The sequence below is a fragment of the Nereida sp. genome (assembly GCF_965655635.1).
Lineage (GTDB): Bacteria > Pseudomonadota > Alphaproteobacteria > Rhodobacterales > Rhodobacteraceae > Nereida.
The window spans coordinates 1-20,977 of record NZ_CBFHHE010000032.1 but is presented as its reverse complement, the minus strand read 5'-3'; the positions used below and the strand labels follow the sequence as shown (position 1 = coordinate 20,977).

The 20,977-nt window shown below is 53.7% G+C and carries 22 protein-coding genes; 5 read left to right on the top strand and 17 right to left on the bottom strand.

Annotated elements, in window-relative coordinates; translation table 11 throughout:
• The 3 genes from ACTF5M_RS09540 to ACTF5M_RS09530 all read right to left on the bottom strand — a co-directional run.
• Nucleotides 1–821: GNAT family N-acetyltransferase (locus tag ACTF5M_RS09540; RefSeq protein WP_438960783.1), on the bottom strand; the 821-nt coding region annotated here is incomplete at its 3' end.
• Nucleotides 822–851: 30 nt separating this feature from the next.
• Nucleotides 852–1,601, bottom strand: coding sequence for a glycerophosphodiester phosphodiesterase family protein (locus ACTF5M_RS09535; protein WP_438960782.1), 750 nt, complete (start codon nt 1,599–1,601; stop codon nt 852–854).
• Nucleotides 1,598–2,059 carry a RidA family protein gene (locus ACTF5M_RS09530; protein ID WP_438960781.1) on the bottom strand — a complete coding sequence of 154 codons (462 nt, stop codon included), beginning with the start codon at nt 2,057–2,059 and terminating at the stop codon, nt 1,598–1,600. The genes ACTF5M_RS09535 and ACTF5M_RS09530 overlap by 4 nt, the downstream gene beginning before the upstream one ends.
• 260 nt (nt 2,060–2,319) lie before the next feature.
• Here ACTF5M_RS09530 and ACTF5M_RS09525 point away from each other — a divergent pair, with 260 nt between their 5' ends.
• Entirely contained in the window at nt 2,320–3,051 is a 732-nt protein-coding gene (locus ACTF5M_RS09525) for an MlaA family lipoprotein (RefSeq protein ID WP_438960780.1), read from the top strand.
• Nucleotides 3,035–3,634: an MlaC/ttg2D family ABC transporter substrate-binding protein gene (locus ACTF5M_RS09520; RefSeq protein WP_438960779.1), complete on the top strand. Its 600-nt coding sequence runs from the start codon at nt 3,035–3,037 to the stop codon at nt 3,632–3,634. Before ACTF5M_RS09525 ends, ACTF5M_RS09520 begins: the two co-directional genes overlap by 17 nt.
• 25 nt (nt 3,635–3,659) lie before the next feature.
• On the opposite strand, the gene ACTF5M_RS09515 is transcribed toward ACTF5M_RS09520, so the two are convergent.
• Complete coding sequence (locus ACTF5M_RS09515) at nt 3,660–5,843, bottom strand: transglycosylase domain-containing protein (protein ID WP_438960778.1); 2,184 nt, start codon at nt 5,841–5,843, stop codon at nt 3,660–3,662.
• 265 nt (nt 5,844–6,108) lie between these two features.
• On the opposite strand from ACTF5M_RS09515, the gene ACTF5M_RS09510 reads away from it, so the two are divergent.
• Nucleotides 6,109–6,447, top strand: coding sequence for a P-II family nitrogen regulator (locus tag ACTF5M_RS09510; RefSeq protein WP_438960777.1), 339 nt, complete (start codon nt 6,109–6,111; stop codon nt 6,445–6,447).
• A gap of 27 nt (nt 6,448–6,474) precedes the next feature.
• The gene (gene amt, locus ACTF5M_RS09505) at nt 6,475–7,791 is read left to right on the top strand and encodes an ammonium transporter (protein ID WP_438960776.1); all 1,317 of its coding nucleotides are present in this window, start codon (nt 6,475–6,477) and stop codon (nt 7,789–7,791) included.
• A 63-nt stretch (nt 7,792–7,854) separates the two neighbouring features.
• Here amt and ACTF5M_RS09500 read toward each other — a convergent pair whose 3' ends face one another.
• The 12 genes from ACTF5M_RS09500 to fnrL form a co-directional block, all read right to left on the bottom strand.
• On the bottom strand, nt 7,855–9,039 hold the full coding sequence (locus ACTF5M_RS09500; RefSeq protein WP_438960775.1) for an aromatic amino acid transaminase: 1,185 nt from the start codon (nt 9,037–9,039) through the stop codon (nt 7,855–7,857).
• Nucleotides 9,032–9,892, bottom strand: a complete 861-nt coding sequence (sseA, locus tag ACTF5M_RS09495) for a 3-mercaptopyruvate sulfurtransferase (protein ID WP_438960774.1) — start codon at nt 9,890–9,892, stop codon at nt 9,032–9,034. Before sseA ends, ACTF5M_RS09500 begins: the two co-directional genes overlap by 8 nt.
• Before the next feature lie 96 nt (nt 9,893–9,988).
• Nucleotides 9,989–10,468, bottom strand: coding sequence for an SsrA-binding protein SmpB (gene smpB / locus ACTF5M_RS09490; RefSeq protein WP_048598413.1), 480 nt, complete (start codon nt 10,466–10,468; stop codon nt 9,989–9,991).
• A 56-nt stretch (nt 10,469–10,524) separates the two neighbouring features.
• A complete protein-coding gene (ccoS, locus tag ACTF5M_RS09485) occupies nt 10,525–10,665 on the bottom strand; it encodes a cbb3-type cytochrome oxidase assembly protein CcoS (protein WP_048598412.1) in 141 nt (46 codons plus the stop codon).
• Nucleotides 10,662–12,788 carry a heavy metal translocating P-type ATPase gene (locus tag ACTF5M_RS09480; protein ID WP_438960773.1) on the bottom strand — a complete coding sequence of 709 codons (2,127 nt, stop codon included), beginning with the start codon at nt 12,786–12,788 and terminating at the stop codon, nt 10,662–10,664. The genes ccoS and ACTF5M_RS09480 overlap by 4 nt, the downstream gene beginning before the upstream one ends.
• A complete protein-coding gene (locus ACTF5M_RS09475; protein WP_438960772.1) occupies nt 12,785–13,264 on the bottom strand; it encodes a FixH family protein in 480 nt (159 codons plus the stop codon). The genes ACTF5M_RS09480 and ACTF5M_RS09475 overlap by 4 nt, the downstream gene beginning before the upstream one ends.
• Nucleotides 13,261–14,673 carry a cytochrome c oxidase accessory protein CcoG gene (gene ccoG, locus ACTF5M_RS09470; RefSeq protein WP_438960771.1) on the bottom strand — a complete coding sequence of 471 codons (1,413 nt, stop codon included), beginning with the start codon at nt 14,671–14,673 and terminating at the stop codon, nt 13,261–13,263. The genes ACTF5M_RS09475 and ccoG overlap by 4 nt, the downstream gene beginning before the upstream one ends.
• Nucleotides 14,674–14,854: 181 nt before the next feature.
• Nucleotides 14,855–15,718: a cytochrome-c oxidase, cbb3-type subunit III gene (gene ccoP, locus ACTF5M_RS09465; RefSeq protein ID WP_438960770.1), complete on the bottom strand. Its 864-nt coding sequence runs from the start codon at nt 15,716–15,718 to the stop codon at nt 14,855–14,857.
• Entirely contained in the window at nt 15,711–15,947 is a 237-nt protein-coding gene (locus ACTF5M_RS09460) for a cbb3-type cytochrome c oxidase subunit 3 (RefSeq protein ID WP_341246154.1), read from the bottom strand. Before ACTF5M_RS09460 ends, ccoP begins: the two co-directional genes overlap by 8 nt.
• 16 nt (nt 15,948–15,963) lie before the next feature.
• Complete coding sequence (gene ccoO, locus ACTF5M_RS09455; RefSeq protein WP_438960769.1) at nt 15,964–16,689, bottom strand: cytochrome-c oxidase, cbb3-type subunit II; 726 nt, start codon at nt 16,687–16,689, stop codon at nt 15,964–15,966.
• Between the two features lie 12 nt (nt 16,690–16,701).
• Nucleotides 16,702–18,312: a cytochrome-c oxidase, cbb3-type subunit I gene (gene ccoN / locus ACTF5M_RS09450; RefSeq protein WP_438960768.1), complete on the bottom strand. Its 1,611-nt coding sequence runs from the start codon at nt 18,310–18,312 to the stop codon at nt 16,702–16,704.
• 122 nt (nt 18,313–18,434) lie between these two features.
• Entirely contained in the window at nt 18,435–19,166 is a 732-nt protein-coding gene (fnrL, locus tag ACTF5M_RS09445) for a transcriptional regulator FnrL (RefSeq protein ID WP_438960767.1), read from the bottom strand.
• Nucleotides 19,167–19,220: 54 nt separating this feature from the next.
• Between fnrL and hemN the strand changes: the two genes are divergently transcribed.
• Nucleotides 19,221–20,576, top strand: a complete 1,356-nt coding sequence (gene hemN / locus ACTF5M_RS09440) for an oxygen-independent coproporphyrinogen III oxidase (RefSeq protein WP_438960766.1) — start codon at nt 19,221–19,223, stop codon at nt 20,574–20,576.
• A gap of 78 nt (nt 20,577–20,654) precedes the next feature.
• Here the strand turns inward: hemN and ACTF5M_RS09435 are convergent.
• A partial coding sequence (locus ACTF5M_RS09435) for a dihydrodipicolinate synthase family protein (protein ID WP_438960765.1) occupies nt 20,655–20,977 on the bottom strand: 323 nt, incomplete at its 5' end.

The following is a 20,977-nucleotide window of genomic DNA, read 5'->3' as shown; positions in this document are numbered from 1 at the left end:
CGCTCGGCGAGTATCAAAAGCATGTCATCGCGCAGATGCTGTTGGGCATGATCGAAAAACGCGCGAGTCAGGTAGGGCGTGCCCCATTTGCGCGCACCCGTGTCTTGATAGAAAACCCAAAAGGCGTTCCAATGCTCTGGTTGGATTTGATCCCCTGTCAGACAATGGATTTCACCGCCAAAGCTTTGGGCTTTCTCGCGTTCTTTGCGGATGTTTTTGCGCTTGCGGCTTGAGAGGCTGCTGAGAAAACCGTCAAAGTCCGCGTAGCCGTTGTTGAGCCAATGGAATTGCTGGCTTGAGCGTTCGAGAAGCCCCAACTCGGCGCCGAAAGCGCGCTCATCATCTGTGCAAAATGTAATGTGCAAACTACTGAAATTGTTGCTACCCGCCACCTGCACAGCCCTCTGCATTAGGGCCGAGCGTGCAACTTCTTCACGTCCGTCTTTGACCAAAAAGCGGCGGCCTGTCGCGGGTGTATGCGGCACGGCGATCTGTAGCTTGGGATAGTACCTGCCGCCTGCGCGTTCATAGGCATGTGCCCAGTTGTGGTCGAAGATGTATTCACCTTGGCTGTGGGATTTGCCGAACATCGGCGCCACACCGATTGTTTCGCCGCCTTCCAGAGCGTGCAAATAATGTGGCTGCCAACCGGTGCCTGTTCCGACAGACCCGCTATCCTCAAGCGCCTTAAGAAAGCGGTAGGTCGTAAACGGATCATCGGGGTGTTTATGGTCAGAGGTGACGCAAGCGTCCCATTCTGCTTGGCCAATCTCGGCAATTTGGCTGACGATGCGCACTTCAATTTCTGGGGCTTTGTTCATGGTTTTGAGGTGGTGCCCGTTCAATTGGCGTCAAGCAAGGTATTGCTCAAATGTGATATTATCGGCAATTTTTCGTGCGGTGATTTCTTGCTGGGCCGATTTGACCGTCCAGCATAAAATCGCAGCACCTGTGGATTTCAATTCAGCCACACGATGGCGGTCCAGGTCGTCTACTTCATGGCTGATGAAACAGCATTTCGCGCGGTCATAATTAGGGATGTCACGAAGTGGCGCGCAGATGCTTTCGGGCAGGCCCCATTTTTCAGGGATGAACGAGCTGGTTGTGATACCCCTTGGAGTTTCTGGCATCAGATCGGCCATGTCCAGAACAGAATGGGGATTGAACGACATCATCGCGATCGGTCCCGAATAGCCGTGCGCGGCTTTCGCTGTCGCCCGTTCTAAATCACCTACGTTTGGCCCCATTTGGCCGTCTTGGTCTTTCAACTCAACTAACAGTGGCACGCGCCCGTCGACTAATTCAAGAACTTCGGCAAATGTTGGAATGCCTTCATCCCCGCCGCGCAGTGTTGTTTCACCAAGTGTTTGCGCGGAATGGATGCTGATTGGTCCGTTGCCGTGCGCGAGGCGGTCCAAGCCATAGTCATGAAAAACCATGGCTTGGTTGTCGGCGCTGAGCTGTAGGTCAATCTCAATTCCGTAGCCTTTCTCGATGGCTGCACGAATGGCGACGCGGCTGTTTTCGGGCCGCCCGTCCGCTACATCATGCAACGCACGGTGCGCTATGGGCCGATCAAGAAAGGAACGTGGCAGCATCATTTGATCTGGAAAATACCTTCAATTTCGACCGCTACATTGAGCGGCAGAGCGCCGGCTGAAACTGCGCTGCGTGAATGACGGCCGATGTCACCTAGTGCTTCTACCAAAAAGTCAGAGCATCCGTTGATGACTTTTGGTTGTTCGGTGAAATCAGGTGTTGAGTTCACGAAGCCTGTTAATTTGACCACGCGCACAAGGCGATCGAGATCACCATCACAGGCCGCTCTAACTTGAGACAACAGTGCAATTGCGCAGGTGCGGGCGGCAGCAGCCCCTGCTTCGACGCTGAGGTCATCGCCAACTTTACCTGTGATTAAGCCTTCGTCATCACGGCTGATTTGGCCCGATACAAACAACAGGTCGCCTACTTGAACGAATGGCACATAATTGGCTGCGGGCGCAGGTGCGTCTGCAAGGGTTACGCCAAGGTCTGCTAGTTTTCTCTCAATATTGCTCATCTCAAAGTCCTGTTCTGGTAAGGTGTACGTTTGACCAAACGCTAGTCCTGCGCGTGGGCATGGGCAATTGCAATTAGCGGGTTTTGCTCAAACAAAGTGCTGCGATGCTGATGAAGTTTGGATATGTGAGGCTGTCGCGCAATTATCACATTTATATGTCGGCCCCACGTCGATACTGGGAATTTTGTGGTTTTACGTTATTTGGTAAGATCAATGAATGAGGGCGTAATATGCGGTTTGCGAGAATCCTAAAAAATACAGTGCTGCGTTGTTTTGCGCTTTGCGCAATTGGCGCGCTGACGGCGTGTTCGGTCCCGCAGACACCTGTGGAAATTCATGACCCGTTTGAAAAAACAAACCGCAAAATCCATGGGTTTAACAAAAGCGTCGACCGCGCCCTGTTTCGTCCGGTTTCAAATGGATATGGGACGATTTTGCCACAAACCGTGCGTACGGGCGTTGGTAATTTTGCAGCGAACCTTTCATTGCCTTCCCAGTTTGTGAACACGCTTTTGCAAGGCGACATTGACGGCGCCGCGCGCAATTTCTTCAGATTTGCAATGAACACGACGTTGGGGCTTGGCGGTTTGCTTGACCCGGCAACCGAGGCGGGGCTTGAGCAAGAGCGCGCAGATTTTGGTGAAACACTTGCCACATGGGGCGCCCCCGAGGGTGCCTATATTGAGTTGCCGTTGCTTGGCGCCTCAACCCAACGTGAAACGCTTGGTAAGGTGGTCGATCTGTTTACGAACCCGTTCAGTTACGATCTAGACTCGCCTGAAAATCTTGTGCCGCCTGTTGCAGGTGGTTTGGCGCGTCTTGGTGATCGCTACACATTTTCTGGTGTAATTGATCAGGTGCTTTATGAGAGCGCCGATAGTTACGCCCAAGCGCGTAGTATCTATTTGCAAAGCCGTCGTTTTGAGTTGGGCACGCCCGTTGCGAGCCCCGAAAGTACAACCGAGGATACGTATGATGACCTATTCAACTAGTTTTTCACGCCGCACATTCGTCACAGTTGGCATCGCTGCCTTTGCGGGTGCTGCATTGTCCAAACCAGCGCTGGCATTGACCACAGCGCAGGCTGAGCGCCTTATCCAGAACGTCGTAGCGGATATAAACAAGGTCATTAACTCTGGCCGTTCGGAAAACGCTATGATCCGCGAATTTGCAGGCATTTTTGAGCGCTACGCAGATGTAGAGCGCATCGCACGCTTCACCTTGGGCGCTGATGCGCGTGCTGCATCATCTGGTCAAATCCGTGCGTATAACAAAGCATTTGCTGGCTATATCTCGCGTAAATATGGCCGCCGCTTCCGCGAGTTCATCGGTGGCGAGATCACAGTGAAATCTGCAAAATCAGTGAAAAGCTTTGTTGAAGTTCGCGCCGAGGCACTGTTAAGCGGCGAGCGGCCGTTTGATGTGACCTTCCGTGTGAACGACGATGGCCTTTTTGCGGATATGTTGATTGAAGGTATCAGCCTTGCGCGGACCGAAAAGATAGAAATCGGTGCGCTTTTGGATCGTCGTAACGGTAATCTGGATCAGCTGACGCGCGACCTTTCCTCTTTGTAGCTTGAGTGGGGTAAGCTGGATGGGCTTAATTGCCTCCCAGAAGCCCACGCAGAACGTCGATCAAGATATTTTCAGCAGTTGCCTCAAACCCATCGCTATTTTGGGATTGGGGCTGCTGTGGGATGGTGCGATTAAGCTCTGAACTGCGGGGCGGGTTGCTCAATGATGCGCCAGCTGATCGCTGTATTGGCAGGGGCACAGCCGGCAGATCTTCAAGAATACGGCGCATGGTCTCATGCCAGATTTCGGCTGGTAGGCCGCTGCCCGTCACGCCACTAAGTGGTGTGTTGTCATCGTATCCCATCCAAACGCCAGCCACGTAATCACCGGAAAAACCGATGAACCACGCGTCACGCGCGGCTTGCGTGGTGCCCGTTTTGCCCGCAATTTCCCGGCCTTCGATACGGGCGCGGCGTCCTGTGCCAGCTTCGACTGTTTGATACATCATCCACGTGAGTTGCTGCGCGGCTTCACGGCTGATCACGCGGTCTTCAATGCCGCCGGTTTGCGTCATCAGCGGTGTGTCATCACCCAAAACGCGCAACTCGACCAAGCCGTAGGGTGTCACGGACGAGCCGCCGTTTAGAATACCAGCATAGGCGCCCGTCATTTCAATAAGCGTACTTTCAGACGCCCCAAGCGCCAGCGCCGGACCCGCAGCAAGACCGCTTTGAATACCAAAACCCTGCGCAATTTCGCGGACACGTTCACGGCCCAATCCTTCGGAAATGCGCACGGCGGGAATGTTGAGGGAATCCTTGAAAGCTTCAGTTAGGGTAACTTGGCCTTTAAATTCTTTGGCGTAGTTCTTGGGGCACCATTCGCCTGACCCGGGGATGTCGATGCACAGGGGCTCATCCAAAACGACGTCTTCAGGAGTGTATCCACGATCAAGTGCCGTTGCGTAGACGAACGGCTTAAAGGTTGACCCCGCTTGGCGCTTTGCTTGGGTGGCGCGGTTGAATGCGCCTGTGCCGTTTGTGGCGCGCCCACCCACCATCGCGCGTACGGCACCGTCTGCGGACATCACGACTATGGCTGCTTGCGCCTTTGAGCCTTCGCGGACTTTTTCCTCGAATATATACTGCAACGCTTCCTCTGCGGCGGTCTGCATGCGTTGATCAAGCGTGGTGCGAATGATGACGTCTTCCGTGGTAGAGCGTGTGAAAAATTCAGGCCCGCTATCCATGACCCAATCCGCAAAATATCCCCCCGATGTGAGCTTAGCCGCCTGTGAAAGTTCTGCCGGTGTTGCCCGCGCGAGCGATGCCTTGATTGGGGTAAGGTACTTTTGCTGCACCATTAAGCCGATCACAAGGTTCGCGCGATCTTGGCTGCGTTGTAGGTTGTTCGTGGGCGCAAGTGTTGAGGGGGCCTTTAGAAGTCCTGCCAACATCGCGGCCTCCGCGGGGTTCACCATTGCGGCGGACTTGCTGAAATAGCGCTGTGCGGCGGCTTCAAACCCGCGGCTACCTGCGCCCAGATATGCGCGGTTCAAATAGACTGTCAGAATATCATCCTTGGTATATTTGATTTCCATCCCAAGGGCGAAGACCGCTTCTTTGACTTTGCGCCAAAGCGTGGTGCGGCGGCAATCTGCTTCATAGGCGGTCTCGGATTTCCATTTATTGGGATCGAAAGGCACGCCAAGGCACAACAGTTTGGCGGTTTGCTGCGTAATTGTTGAGCCACCGTTACCAGATAGTGGGCCACGCCCTTCGCGTAAGTTGATCCGCACAGCAGATGCGATCCCGCGTGGTGATACGCCTACATGACGATAGAACCGCTTGTCCTCGGTGGCGACGACGGCGTTTTTGAGGTGTGCTGATACGGTGGTGGCCGTAACCACGCCGCCGAACTGATCCCCGCGCCACGCAAAGGTTCTGCCGTCACGATCCGACATGGTCACAGAACCGCGGGCACGTCCGTCAACAAGCTGCTCCATATCGGGCAGCGTGGCGGCGTAATAACTGGCGCTACCAACGATCAGTAAGGTGATCACTGCACCGGTGCGCCAGATGAAGGACCAGATTGTCCATAGCACCCATTTGATCAGACGCTTAACCCAGCCCAAAAGGCCCCCCTGTTCTTTGGGAGCGGCTTTAGGTTTGGCTTTGCGCTTTGCAGCTTTCTTGGCCGCAGGTTTTGCGGGCTTCGAATAGCGTTTGTCCGCCACAAGAGGCTTGCGGGGTTTATTTGAGGATGCCATCTGCTCTGCCCGTTTTGACGGTGTTTTCCTAACTGTATCGGGTTTTGTCGGTCTTGTTTAGCTGATGATTCTCATTTCCAGCTTTTCTAACCGCCTATTTTTTAGACAATTGCGCCTAAATGTTCAAAATTTAGGCGGTAAGTCACGCTGCGGCGCAGCAGATATCCGCTGATCTCTTGTTTGAAAGCGGTGCTAGGTGTCCGCTCAGGTCATCCAAAGAGCGCTGTCTGAGCGGTCTGAGTAGAAGATCAACAAGGGGATGCACGTGAAACTGATTATTGCAGCAATCAAACCGTTCAAGCTTGAGGAGGTCCGCGAAGCGCTGACATCCATCGGCGTGCGCGGAATGATGGTGACAGAAATTAAAGGGTTCGGATCGCAATCTGGCCACACAGAAATCTATCGTGGTGCGGAATACGCGGTGAACTTTGTACCAAAGGTAAAGCTGGAGATCGCGGTAGCGGCATCCATGGTCGATCAGGTTGTTGAAACTATCGCGGCTACAGCGAAGACCGACAAGATCGGTGACGGAAAAATCTTCGTTCTGGATCTGGACAGCGCGCTGCGCGTCCGTACCGGCGAAACTAACGATGACGCGCTTTAAGGCGCCAACTAAGGGACATATGGACCGATGAAATTTATGAAATCACTCCCCCTTGCTGCAGCCGCGATTGCGCTGCCGAGCATGGGTTTTGCACAGGACGCTGCGCCGGGCTTTGACGAAATCGGCCCCTACATCATGACAACGCTGTTGTTCTTGGTTGGCGGCTTTTTAGTTTTCTGGATGGCCGCTGGCTTTGCGATGCTTGAGGCGGGTTTGGTGCGTTCGAAAAACGTCACCACGCAGCTTACCAAAAACATCGCTTTGTTTTCATTGGCGGGAATTATGTATTGGGCCGTTGGCTTTAACCTGATGTACCCAGGTGAATGGATCATCGAAGGTTGGCTTGGTGGCTTTAGTCCCACATCGCTTGAGCCAGTTGGCCTAGGTGCCGCTGATGCATCATTGGATTACGCATCTGTTGCCTCTGACTTCTTCTTCCAGCTGATGTTCTGTGCGACAACTGCTTCTATCGTTTCGGGCACATTGGCCGAGCGCGTAAAACTGTGGCCCTTCTTGATCTTTGTTGTTGTCCTGACCGGCTTCATCTATCCGGTCGAAGCAAGCTGGCAGTGGGGCGGCGGCTGGTTGTCCGAGATGGGTTTCTCTGACTTTGCTGGCTCAACTTTGGTGCACGCAGCTGGTGGTTTTGCCGCACTTGCAGGTGCCTTGGTTCTTGGTGCGCGGATTGGCAAATACAAAGACGGCCGCGTTGTGCCAATGCCAGGTTCTAACCTTGCGCTTGCCACTTTGGGTACATTCATCCTGTGGTTGGGTTGGTTCGGCTTTAACGGCGGCTCACAGCTTGCTGCGGGTACAGTTGGCGACATCACGGACGTTGGTCGTATCTTTGCAAACACCAACATGGCAGCGTCTGCCGGTGCGGTTGCAGCCCTGTTGCTGACACAAGCTCTCTACAAAAAGCCTGACCTGACAATGGTTCTGAACGGTGCGCTTGCTGGTCTGGTGTCTATCACTGCTGGTCCGCTTGACCCAACATTGTTCGGTGCACTTTGGATTGGTGCTGTTGGTGGTGTGATCGTTGTGGTTGCTGTTCCAATGCTCGACAAACTGAAGATTGACGATGTTGTCGGTGCCATTCCGGTTCACTTGATCGCCGGCTTCTGGGGTACAATGGTTGTGCCGGTCTACACAGCTGACACGTCATTCGTGACACAGCTCATCGGTTTTGCAGCAATCGGTATCTTTGTCTTCGTCGTAAGCTTGATTGCCTTCACATTGATGAAAGGCTTGATTGGCATCCGTGTTAGCGAAGAAGCCGAAATCAACGGCTTGGACGTGACCGAGTTGGGGATGGAAGCCTACCCTGAGTTCTCGAAAGGCTAACACCTTCCCGTTGGTATTTTCGAAAAACTTGCCCCCCGCAGCAATGTGGGGGGCCTTTTCTATTTATACACCTGCTTCAACCAATGCGCGTGCAAGAACAGGGACGGTTGACGCGCTTAGTCCGGCAATATTCACGCGGCTGTCGCCAACCATGTAAATGCCGTGATCTTCGCGCAGCTTTTCGACTTGCTCTGGTGTGGCGCCAATACGGCTGAACATGCCGCGGTGCGTTGCGATGAAATCAAACCGGTCCGAGTTAGTCAGACGCTTCATCTCATCAGCCAACTGCTGCCGTAGGCCCAGCATATTTAGGCGGACCTCTTCAAGCTCACTCGCCCATTCTGCGCGCAGCGTTTCGTCTTGCAAAATCATCGTCACCAGGCGTGCGCCATGATCTGGTGGAAAGCTAAAGTTCTGGCGGTTCAAAAACGCAAGCGTGCCTTGAGCCGTTTCTTTCAATGCGGCGTCTTGGCTGATGGCCATCAGCACACCTGTGCGCTCGCGGTAGATGCCAAAGTTCTTTGAACAGCTTGCAGCGATCAGGGTTTGCGGCATCTGTTGAACCACTGTGCGGGTTGCTGCGGCATCTTTTTCAAGCCCGTCACCAAAGCCCTGATATGCTATATCGATAAACGGGATCAGCCCACGATCTTGCATTAAAGCAATAACGCGCTGCCACTCGGGAGCCGTCAGGTTGGCGCCGGTAGGATTGTGACAGCACCCATGCAGCAGAACAACGTCACCGGCTTTTGCGCCTGTTAAATCGGCAAGGATTCCCTCAATGTCTGTTCCGCGTGTTTGCGCATCAAAGTAGCGGTACTTTTTGATAGGTATGCCAAGGTAGCTAAGAATAGAGGGGTGGTTTGGCCACGTTGGGTTTGAAATCCAGACCGTTGCATCGGGGTTAGCATGGTGGATTAACTCAAAGCCCTGACGGATGGCGCCTGTACCACCGGGGGTGGCGGCGGCCGCTACATGATCAAGGTTCGTGCCATTTCCCAAAACCAAACGGGCCATAGCCGTACTGAACTCTGGATCACCGGCAAGCCCAACGTATGTTTTGGTGTCTTGCTTCTCCCAAAGGCGGTGCTCGGCTGATTTAATGGCCCGCATGATGGGGGTGTGTCCCGTGGCGTCCTTATAAACCCCGACACCAAGATCAATTTTGTTGTCGCGTGGATCAGCGCGGTATGCTGCCATGAGCGCGAGGATTTTGTCACCCGCTTGGGGTTGGAGGTTCTCAAGCATCTGCCGGTCCTGTTGCAATTGGAAGATCGCCGTACATACCCCACTCTGACCAGCTGCCATCATAAACTGCGGCGTCGGTCTTGCCGATCTGGTACAGAGCAAGCGCAAGAACACACGCAGTCACACCGGAGCCACACGTGGTAATTATCGGTTTGGCTAAATCTGCGCCAGCGGCGTCAAAAATCGCCTGAAGCTCGGCTTTGGGTTTCATAGTCTTGTCATCGTTCAGAAGGGCCGAGAACGGCACATTTTGCGAATTGGGAATGTGGCCTGCGCGCATGCCTTCACGGGGTTCTGGGGCTGTGCCCTCAAACCGCGGTGCGGGACGCGCATCGATGATGGTGTGATCTTCCAGCTTGGCCGCGCGGGCCACTTGGGTGACGTCCTTAATAAGGTGGTCTTGACGTTTCACGATCATGTGGCGGTCACGGATTGTTGCGGGCTTGGCGTCAACGGGGCGACCCTCTGCTTGCCATTTGGGCAGCCCGCCATCCAATACAGCGACGTTTTCAAAACCCATCAAACGGAAGGTCCACCAAACACGTGCTGCGCTGAAAAGGCCTGCGCCATCATAGACCACCACCTGATGCCCGTCGCCTACGCCAATCGCACGCATGCGGGACATAAACTTCTCAACTGGTGGTACGGTGTGCGGCAGTGCCGAACGAAGATCAGCGACTTCATCAATATCAAAGAACCGCGCGCCTTTGATATGTGCCGCGTCAAATTCGGCCCTTGGGTCACGACCCGCGTCAGGCAGATACCAAGATGCATCCAGAATGCGCAGATCAGGGTCCTTGATGTGCTCGGCGAGCCAATCAGTGGACACGAGTGATTTTATATCATTTTCCATGAGGTCAGCTTTCCAGATGTTGCGGAGCACAGGTAGTCTGCGCAGCGACATAACGCAAGAATACGTCAAGTAAACTGTAAATTCTCAAACGGTAAGTTACTGGCTGCCCTGCTTCAAAAGGCGTTGTTTCTGACGCCCCCAATCGCGCTTGGCAGAGGTATCACGCTTGTCGTGGTTCTTCTTACCTTTGGCGAGGCCAATCTTCATTTTGACCAGCCCTTTGTGATTGAAATAAACAACTAGCGGCACAATCGTCATGCCCTTACGGCTTACATCTTGCCACAACCGAGCAATTTCTTTGCGCGATGCCAGAAGCTTGCGACGGCGGCGCTCAATGTGGCCCCAAGTTTTTGCTTGGGCATAAAGGCTGATGTAGGAGTTCACGATCCACATCTCGCCGTCTTCGACAGTCACATAGCTTTCGGCAATGTTCGCGGACCCCGTACGAAGGGACTTCACCTCGGACCCCATCAACATCATTCCAACTTCAAGGTCGCTCTCGATAGCATAATCAAACCGCGCGCGGCGGTTCTCGGCGATAACTTTGTAATTGGGGTCTGTCTTTGGTTTGGCCATTGGGCAGACCTAAGCGCAGCAATGCCGCTTGGCAAGGCTCGTCGTGGCGCGGGGTCTCATTCATCATCAAGTAGAATACGGGCGGCGTTGCCTTGGGCATCATCAAATTGGTCGGACTTCACGGCCCATAAAAAAGCTGCAAGGCCGAGCCCACCCAAGATTAGGGAAATCGGAATGAGGACAACTAATACGTTCATTTGACGGACCTCATACGTTGAGAATTGAGCAAAACTGTAATGGAAGAAACTGACATTGCCAGCGCCGCCGCGAGGGGGGTCGCTGCCCCTGCAAGCGCGATGGGGATTGCGATCATATTGTATGCTGCTGCAATTGCGAAGTTCTGTTTGGACAGGTCTTGGGTCGCCTTGGCAACGCGCAAAATCATGGGAAGTGCGGTAAAGTTGTCTTTCAAAATGACCACATCAGATGCGCTTCGGGATGCCTCAAGCGCCAAAGCCGGCGCGATCGATGCATGTGCTGACGCCAATGCGGCGGTGTCATTCAGCCCGTCTCCAACCATGAGAACCCGTTTGCCTGCCGCCTCAAGCTCGCTGATCCGCTCAAGCTTGTCACTCGGGCGGGCGTTTGCAGTGATCTTCAGTCTGATCCGTTTGGCAAAGCTTTGCGCAGGCTCGGTCGCGTCGCCGGTGACAACTTCTGCAGGCAAGCATAATTCCGATAACGCCTCACGCACACCGGTTCGCAGGGTTTCGGGTGCTTCAAACTGAATTGGGCTTGCGTCACCGATGCGCATGCCCAACCCCACAAACGACGCCCCAAGCCATTGACCCCGTCCAAGTTGAACCTCCTCACCTAGATACTGCCCCTGAACACCTTGGCCGATAACTTCTGTGATGTCCTCCAAGGGGGCGGGCGTTTGCGTTTGCAACTGCTCAACCAATGCACGTGACATCGGGTGGTGCGAGACTTGTGCCAACCCAAGCGCGACCGCGCGCTCTGACTTGGTAAGGTGATCTGGCACGTGGACGGCGGGTTTCGTCAAAGTCCCTGTTTTGTCGAACACAACGTAATTTACCTCAGCCAGTCGTTCGAGGGCGGTGGCGTGCTTGACCAGAAAGCCCGCGTTGAACAGCCTGCTGATGGCGGCAGTTGTGACTGCTGGGACGGCCAAACCAAGGGCGCAGGGGCAGGTAATGATCAGCACCGCAATCGCGATATTGAGGGCATGGCGTACGTCGCCGCCGATGATCCACCATGCTAAAAACGCGATCAATGCCAACAAATGAACGGCCGGTGCATAGATCGCGGCGGCTCGGTCGGCCAGCGCGGTATAGCCGTTGCGACCGCTTTCTGCCAACTCCACCAGTTCTGCCATTCGGCGCAGGGTTGTGTCTTCACCAACGGCAGTTGCGCGAATTTGCAGCGGTCCTGCGAGGTTCACTTCACCTGCTTGAATCTCTGATCCTTGGTTCAAGGGCACGGCCGCGCTTTCGCCTGTCAGAAACGACCGATCCATCAATGCGGCTTCGCTCAACAGAACGCCATCGACTGGGACGCGGGTGCCTGCGGGGACAGCGATAATGTCACCAATGGCTACTTCTGACAGTTGGACCGTCTGCGCGACACCGTCCCCAATGCGGTCAGCCGTATGACTTTCAAGCGCAGTCAGTTCTTTGGCCGCAGAACGTGCCGCAGAGCGGGTCTGATGGTCAAGATAACGGCCAATTAGCAAAAAGAAGGTCAGTGATACAGCTGCGTCAAAATAGGCGTGTTCCCCGCTATTCAAGGTTTCAAACAGCGAAATTCCAGCAGCCAATATGATGGCCAGAGAGATCGGCACGTCCATGTTCAAACCACCTTTACGCAATGCACTCAGAGCATTTTGAAAGAACGGTTGGGCCGAATAGGCCACGGTTGGTAGTGCGATTGCGGCCGAGATCAGGTGGAAGAAATCGCGCGTTGCATCGGAGGCACCGGACCACACAGCCACAGACAAGAGCATCACGTTCATCATGGCAAAGCCCGCGACGGCCATACGGATCAACAGGTTACGGCCTGCTTTATCCGTGGTGTTTGAAAGGGTCGCGGCATCCAGAGGGTATATCTCAAACCCAAGCGACTTCACGGCTGATATGATGGCGTCTGATTGTACCGGACCAGTTACTGTAAGGCGCTTTAGAGACAGGTTTACACGAACCGACTGCACGCCGTTTTGGCTGGCCAGTCCGCGTTCAATTTTTCCGATACACGCGGTACAGTGAATTGTTGGCAACGAAAATTGCATTGCATCGGGCGCGTTGCTTGCCGCAAATTCTGCGGGACCCGTTGCGCCGATGCAGGCAGGGCAGGCGGCTGTCATTTCGGGGTCTCTACGATGATGCGTTGTTGAAATAAGGTGCCGTTTTCTGCGCGTGCCTTCAGACGCAAGTTCCAGTTACCCGGACCCGCGACCACTTTGGCGCGAAAGGACGTGCCGTCGTGCACGAACTGCGGCGTTTGATCTGCTACGACAGATGTGGCGCGGCCAAAGATGGCTTGTTCAACACGCGGTGCGATGGGATTGCCGTCCTGCACAATGGTCAAGATTAGATCGTCGTTTTGTAATTTGGCGGCGACAGACCAGCCCAAAGTAAGTTGCGCTGCTCTGTCTTGGTTGAAGGATTGACTGGCAACGTAAGAGTTTTTCACCTCAAGACCTGGGAACGTGCGCACTGCGTTGAACGCCAGCGTTAGGTTGACGGTGATTATAATCCCGAAGGCCGTGGCGAAAACGGCAAATACGTGCCAGCCCTTGATTGTGAAGGCCGTGGCTGTGTTTGGGCGTACTTGGGTCATTGTGAAACCTTTCCGTTAAACGTGGTGTCGCGGTAGGCGCGTTCGGTGCTTGAGATGTCCTCGACCCAGATGCGGACGGGCGTGTTTGCGGCACGTGCGGCAGGATCCGTGGCGCGCGCAGTCATGTAGACACGTTTGAGCTGTGTGGCATTGGCAGGCACATCAAAAGTCAGGCGACCATCAGTTCCGTCAACGTCAATGCGTAGGATTTCATCACTCGAAAGGCTTAGGTGAAACTGGCGCGACTCACCTAATTTGTTGCGCAGGCGCACTTCGTAAACGTTGCGGATAGCCCCATCAGACTGAACGATGAATGTCGGATTACGCACGGGGCTGACGGTTAATTCAATGTCTGTGCGCACAAACAAAGCGTACACAAGACCCACACCAATCAGAGACCAAAGAACTGTATAGAGTATGGTTCTGGGGCGAAATACGTGCTTCCAAATTGCTTTGGGCGGCTTGCCAGCGCGCTCAGCTGTTTCATCTGAAAGGGCTAGATAATCAATTAGTCCGCGCGGCTTGCCGATTTTGTCCATGACGTCATCACAAGCATCGATACACAGCCCGCAGGTAATGCATTCCATTTGTTGGCCGTCGCGAATATCAATTCCCATGGGGCATACATTGACGCAGGCCATGCAATCAATGCAGTCACCGGCGCCTTCGACGCGCTGTTTGCCCCGCGGCTCGCCACGCCAGTCACGGTAGCCGATTGTCAGGGTATCGGGGTCCATCATTGCGGCTTGAATGCGTGGCCAAGGGCACATGTAGATGCACACTTGCTCGCGCATGAAACCGCCAAAAACAAACGTTGTGGCAGTTAGGACCGCGATCGTTCCATAAGCAACAGGATGTGCTGAAAGCGTTGCAAGCTGGTTCAGCAGGGTTGGCGCATCGGCGAAATAGAACACCCACGCGCCACCTGTTGCCACTGCGATCAGAAGCCAGACAACCCATTTGGTGATGCGCAGATGCCATTTTTTCAGTGTCCACTTAGCATTATAGAGCCTAACGCGGGCATTTCTGTCACCCTCAATCCAGCGCTCGACTAAAATGAATAGGTCGGTCCACACGGTCTGTGGACAGGTATAGCCGCACCACACGCGACCAAGTGCCGAGGTGAACAAAAACAGCCCCAGACCGGCCATGATGAGCAGCCCTGCTACAAAGTAAAACTCGTGAGACCAAATCTCGATCCAAAAGAAGTAAAACCGCCGATGCGCCATGTCGATGAGTACTGCTTGGTCTGGCAGGCTTGGTCCGCGGTCCCAGCGTATCCATGGCGTCAGGTAGTAGATCCCCAAGGTGATGGCCATGATCCACCACTTAAGGTTTCGGAATTTGCCTGACACGCGCCGGGGAAAAACCGGTTCTTGGGCGGCATAAAGGGGAGGGTTTTCTGACATGTGATTGTTCCTGTTCGCAGGATGAACATAGACGCTTAAGGGGTGAGCTGACCTTGATCTGGGTCAAACATATGCAAAATTGTGAGGGTAAATAATGTACCCCGAAGCGGCAGCGTTTTGCGAACAGGGCCGCTTCGGGGTGTGAAAGAGGCCATCGGGAGGAGGCCTCTTTCTATCCGTCTTATTCGCCGCCGCCGAGGGCGTGGACATAGACAGAAACTGCGCGCACATCGGCGTCGGACAGACGTTGACCCCATGCGGGCATCTGACCGAAACGTGCGTTACGAACCGAGTGTTCAAGCGCGCTTCGATCACCGCCGTAAAGCCAAATTGCATCAGCCAGATTGGGTGCGCCAATATCGCGATTGCCCAGTGCTGCTTCTCCGTGGCAAGCCGAGCAGTTTTCTGCAAAGATTGCTGCTCCTTGATTTGTGATGCTGGCATCATGATCCGGCGACGAGAGGCTGATCACATGCTCAACGACTGCTGCAATTTCGGCGTCCTCAAGGATTTCATCAAAGGCAGGCATTTCAGACCAACGCGCATCGTCATCCGTTTCGTTCCGAATGCCGTGGGCAACCGTTGCCGCGATGTTTGTGATGTCGCCGCCCCAGAGCCAGTCATCATCAAGAAGGTTCGGATAGCCAATTGCGCCCGCAGCACCCGAGCCGTGACATTGGCTACAATTAGCGCGAAAGACAGCGCCGCCCCGAGACACTGCATAGCGGTGCAGGTCATCACTTGGGGGCAATGTCTCCAGGTCAGCTGCAACAAGTTGGGCCACAAGGTCTTCGTTCTTGGCCTCATGCTTAGCGATTTGTGTGGCGACTTCGCCGCGCGTTGAGTACCCAAGCATGCCTTCGGTCGCACCGCTGATCATCGGCCACGCGGGATAGGCGATGGTATATGCAATACCCCAGATAATTGTGGCATAAAGCGTCCAGAGCCACCAACGCGGTAGTGGGTTATTCAGTTCTGAAATGCCGTCCCAGCTGTGACCTGTTGTCTCAACGCCGGTCGCATCATCTACTTTTTTATCAGACATCGAATTGTCCTTTCGCGTTCAAAGCAGCGGCGTTGCACTTGCACGTTGCACATGTCCCAGAGCAGGTTTTGGCGCTGTCATCATTGCGGAACGGAATCATGCTTGCCTCTGTGCGGGCGCTGCGTTGGCTTGGCAAAAATGCCCAGATGCCTGTTCCGATGAAGAAAACAAACATGGCTAAAAGAACCCAGCTGTCAGCAATTTGGCGGAGCAGTGAATAGGTATCCATTGTGGAACTCCTTTGATTAGCGGCTTGCGTCGGGGGTGAATGTTGAGAAGTCGACCATGGTGCCCAAGACTTGGAGATATGCGATGAGAGCATCCATTTCGGTCAACTCTGGCTGACCATCGAAGTTCGACACCACAACACCGGGATAGCGATCTTCTAGGCCGTCATAGTCACTGTCGGGGTCAGCTTGGTTGCGCAGATCGACAACTGCTGCTTGAATTTGCTGATCCGAGTAGGGAACCCCCACAAACCGGTGGGTTTGTAAGGTTGCCTCGGTCTGGTTTGTTTGAAGATCAGCCGATGCCAAAAAGGCGTATTTCGGCATGATGCTCTCGGGAACAACTGATTGCGGGTCTTTGAGGTGATCCACATGCCAAGCATCTGAATATCTGCCGCCAACGCGCGCCAAATCAGGACCGGTTCGTTTTGACCCCCACTGAAATGGGTGATCATATTGCGATTCAGCCGCCAGCGAATAATGCCCGTAGCGTTCGACTTCATCGCGCATCGGACGGATCATTTGGCTGTGGCAGGTATAGCAGCCCTCGCGGATATAGATGTCCCGACCCGCCAGTTCGAGCGGCGTATAGGGGCGCACGCCTTCTACATCCTCAATTGTGTTTTCGAGCCAAAAGAGCGGTGCAATCTCGACCATGCCACCGACAGTCACCACCAAAAGAGATGCTGTCAAAAGCAGGGTTGGAGAACGCTCGAGGATTGCGTGTTTATCAAGAAAAGCCATTGAACGACCTCCTTATTCTGCAGGTGAAAGATTGAGTGCGCCGGGGACATTGGCCACCGCGGGTTTCGCCCCGCGGATGGTCATCCACATGTTCCAAACCATGACCAATGCGCCGGCCAGGAACAGAACCCCGCCCAAACCACGGACCACATACATCGGGAACTTCGCGCTTACGGTGTCTGCAAACGAATTTACGAGAAACCCTTGGTCATCGACCTCGCGCCACATCAGGCCTTCCATGATGCCAGTGACCCACATTGACGCGGCATAAAGAACGATACCCAACGTGGCCAACCAGAAGTGCCAGCTGATCGCACTTACAGAATACATCTGCTGACGGCCCCAAAGTTTCGGAGTGAGGAAGTAGATGCAGGCAAAAGTGATCATGCCGTTCCAGCCAAGTGCGCCAGAGTGAACGTGACCGATTGTCCAGTCAGTGTAATGCGATAGCGAGTTCACGGCGCGGATCGACATCATCGGCCCTTCGAATGTGGACATGCCGTAAAAGCCCAGTGACAGCACAAACATACGCAGAATTGGATCAGTACGAAGTTTGTCCCACGCCCCTTGAAGCGTCATCAGACCATTAATCATGCCGCCCCATGAGGGCATCCACAGGATGATCGAGAACACCATGCCCAAGGTTGATGCCCAGTCCGGCAACGCAGTGTAGTGCAGGTGGTGTGGGCCTGCCCAGATGTACAAAAAGATCAGCGCCCAGAAGTGAATGATAGAAAGTTTATAGCTGTAAACTGGACGGCCTGCTTGCTTGGGAACGAAGTAGTACATCATGCCCAAGAAGCCCGCTGTCAGGAAGAAGCCAACCGCATTGTGGCCGTACCACCATTGGGTCATTGCGTCTTGTACACCCGAAAATACCTGGACGGACTTTGATCCCCAGATGCTGATAGGAATGGACAGGTTGTTGATCACGTGAAGCATTGCCACAGTAATGATGAAGCTTAGGAAAAACCAGTTGGCCACATAGATGTGCTTCTCGAGGCGTTTGAAAATTGTTCCAAGGAACACGGCCAGATACGTCAGCCAAACGATGGTCAACCAAAGGTCTACATACCATTCGGGCTCGGCGTATTCTTTACTTTGTGTACCACCCAAAAGGTAGCCGGTTGCGGCCATTAGGATGAACAACTGATAGCCCCAAAAGACAAACCACGCGGTGTTGCCGCCCCAAAGCCGTGTGCCCGATGTACGCTGCACGACATACAGGGACGTCGCGATCAGGGCGTTGCCGCCAAAGGCAAAAATTACGGCAGAGGTGTGCAATGGGCGCAGGCGGCCAAAGTTTGTGAACGGCTGGCCCCAGTCAAAGTTCAGGGCAGGGAACGCAAGCTGGAAGGCGATAAACGTGCCTACCAAAAAGCCAGCAATGCCCCAAAACGCCGTGGCAATGACGCCCGCACGGATGACCCCGTCAAAATATGCGCCTTCCGGTGCAATTTTCTGTGGCTCATCTGACGTGCGCAGCACCCAAACAAGCATCCCAAAAGCCACCACCATTATGATCACGGCATGCAGCTTATACGCCAGATCATAGCCGTTGCTTGCCGCAATAGCGGCAATGAATGTGATGAGGCCTAAGATTATGATTTTGAAGTAATCCATGAAACGCCCTCGTAATTTCAAAGCATCTTTGTGATGCCTTTGTTCGCGAGGTTGTTTTATGAAGACGTAGCGGGGTCGGTCCTTGATCTACATCAAGAGTCTTCGCAATCTTTGGAATATGTTTAAAAAATAATTCCGCCGTCAGAGTCGTCGCCAGTTGCCTCATGCAAGGCAGGCAGATCCTCGACCACAAGGTGTTTGCGGTCATTAAAGCTAAGGACGCCGTCTTTCTTGAGGCTGTTTAGTTGACGGCTGACTGTCTCAAGAGTGAGGCCAAGAAAGTTCGCAATTTGGTCACGCGTCATGGGTAGTGATACACTGGCGGTGCCATTGTCTTCGGAAAGTTGCGAGCGGCGGACAAGCATCTCAACAAAAGTTGCGATTTTTTCACGGGCGGTTTTACGACCCAGCAACAGCATCCAATCGCGGGCAACGTCCAGCTCATCAAGTGCCAGTTCCATCAACCGTTGTGCCACATGGGGCGTTGTCTCGACCAGTCGCTCAAACGGCTCTTTATTGAAGCAACACAAAGTGACATCTGTTGTCGCTGTGACATCAAATTCAATCTCGTCGCGCCCGGGTCTGCCAATGAAATCTGACGCTAGCAAAAGACCCACCATTTGCGTGCGCCCATCTTCCAACGTCTTTGAAAGAGATGCGACGCCTTGCACCAGAGATGCTACATACTCCAGCTTCTCACCGCGCCACAAAATGGTCTCACCGGCCTTGAAAGTGCGGTAGGATTTCATGCCCTCAAGAGTCAAAAGCTCATCCGTATCGCATTTCGCACATACGGCGCGATGGCGGATTGGGCATTCACTACATCTTACTGCGTTATCGACAGAAAACTTCATTGCGGTTGATCTATATCAAGGACTGTTGGCTGACGATATTTAATACCAAAGCACATGGAAAAGATAGCGCTTCTCAATAAATACGGGCTGTTTGACGCGAAAGTTCCGCGCTATACAAGCTACCCTCCAGCCAATCATTTTGAAAATGGCGTTGGACCTCGGCATCAAGACAGTTGGTTGCGCGCAGTTCCAGATGGGGCGGAAATTTCTGTTTATGTCCACATCCCATTCTGCAAAAGGCTGTGTTGGTTTTGTGCATGCCGAACGCAAGGGACAAAAACGCTGCGCCCCGTTGATGCCTATGTAGAGGTGCTGAAAGCCGAGATCACAAAGGTGCGCTCGAAGTTGCCGAAGGGTGTGAAGATGGCACGTCTTCACCTTGGGGGTGGGATGCCAACTATCCTGTCTGCAGACACTATGCGCGATTTGCTTAGTAGTATTTTTGGCGCGTTTGAGCGTACGGCCAAGCATGAATTTTCCGTAGAGATTGATCCTACCGAGGCATCAACTGAATTGCTGGATACGCTAGTCGAATTTGGCCTTAACCGCGCCAGTATCGGCGTGCAGGATTTTGCCGAGCACGTGCAAGACGCCATCGGCCGGCCCCAGACTTTTGAACAAACCGCACACGTGGTGACACATCTGCGGGCTGCCGGCGTGCCGAGCATCAACATGGACTTGCTCTATGGATTGCCCACACAAACGCATCAGAGTTTTCATGCGACTATTGACCAAGTTTTGAAAATGCGTCCCGATAGGCTGGCTATTTATGGCTATGCGCATGTGCCTTGGATGTCGAAGCGGCAAGTGATGATTAATGAAGCGGATTTGCCAAAGCCAATCACCCGCTTTGAGCTGGCCGAGATTGCACAGCGCCGTTTTGTCAACGCAGGCTACGGTATGATTGGAATTGATCACTTTGCCCTTGCGACTGATAGCCTTTTTGACGCCGACGCGCGCGGTCAACTTCGCCGTAACTTTCAGGGCTACACAGATGATACCGCGGACACTTTGATCGGGTTTGGCGCTTCAGCCATTTCGAAATTTCGCGAGGGGTTCATTCAAAATGCGCCGTCAACTTCGGCCTACCAAGAAAGGATAGCTGATACCGGCTTTGCTGGTCACAAGGGCTACGTGATGTCTGACCATGATCTGCTGGTCGCGCAAATGGTTGAGGACCTAATGTGCCGTTTTGCGATTGATGATAGAAAGCTGATGGCAGCTTTTCCGGGTCAAGCGACAGTGATCCGTCAAACGGTTGTTAGCCTGATGAGCGAATTTCAGGACCTGCTGTTCATTGGAAAGGAAGGCTTGATGTTGCGGCATCAGGCATATGCGTTAGTCCGTATCATCGCCAAACGAATTGATGATTTTACGTCTGTCGGCGAAAGCCATTCCGCCGCCGTTTAAATCCGAAACCTCCTCAAAATAAAAAGGCCGCCTCCAAAAAGTGGAAGCGGCCCTTTCAAACGTGTTGCTCGGTGACGCTTAGAGCAGCCCTGCAAATTCCATTGCAGACTTAACGGCGTTTTTTGTCTCTTGGCTCAGCTCGACCAATGGTGAGCGTACCTCTTCTGTGCAAAGCCCCAGCAAAGACATGCCATATTTTGCGCCACAGGTGCCTGGCTCCATAAAGATCGCCTTGTGAAGCGGCATAAGCACATCAAGCTGTTCAAGGGCGGTTGCATAATCGCCACGCAAAGTAGCGTTCTGGAAGTCCGCGCACAGTTTTGGTGCAACGTTTGCAGTCACCGAAATGCAGCCAACGCCGCCATGTGCATTAAACCCGAGGGCTGTAGCGTCCTCGCCTG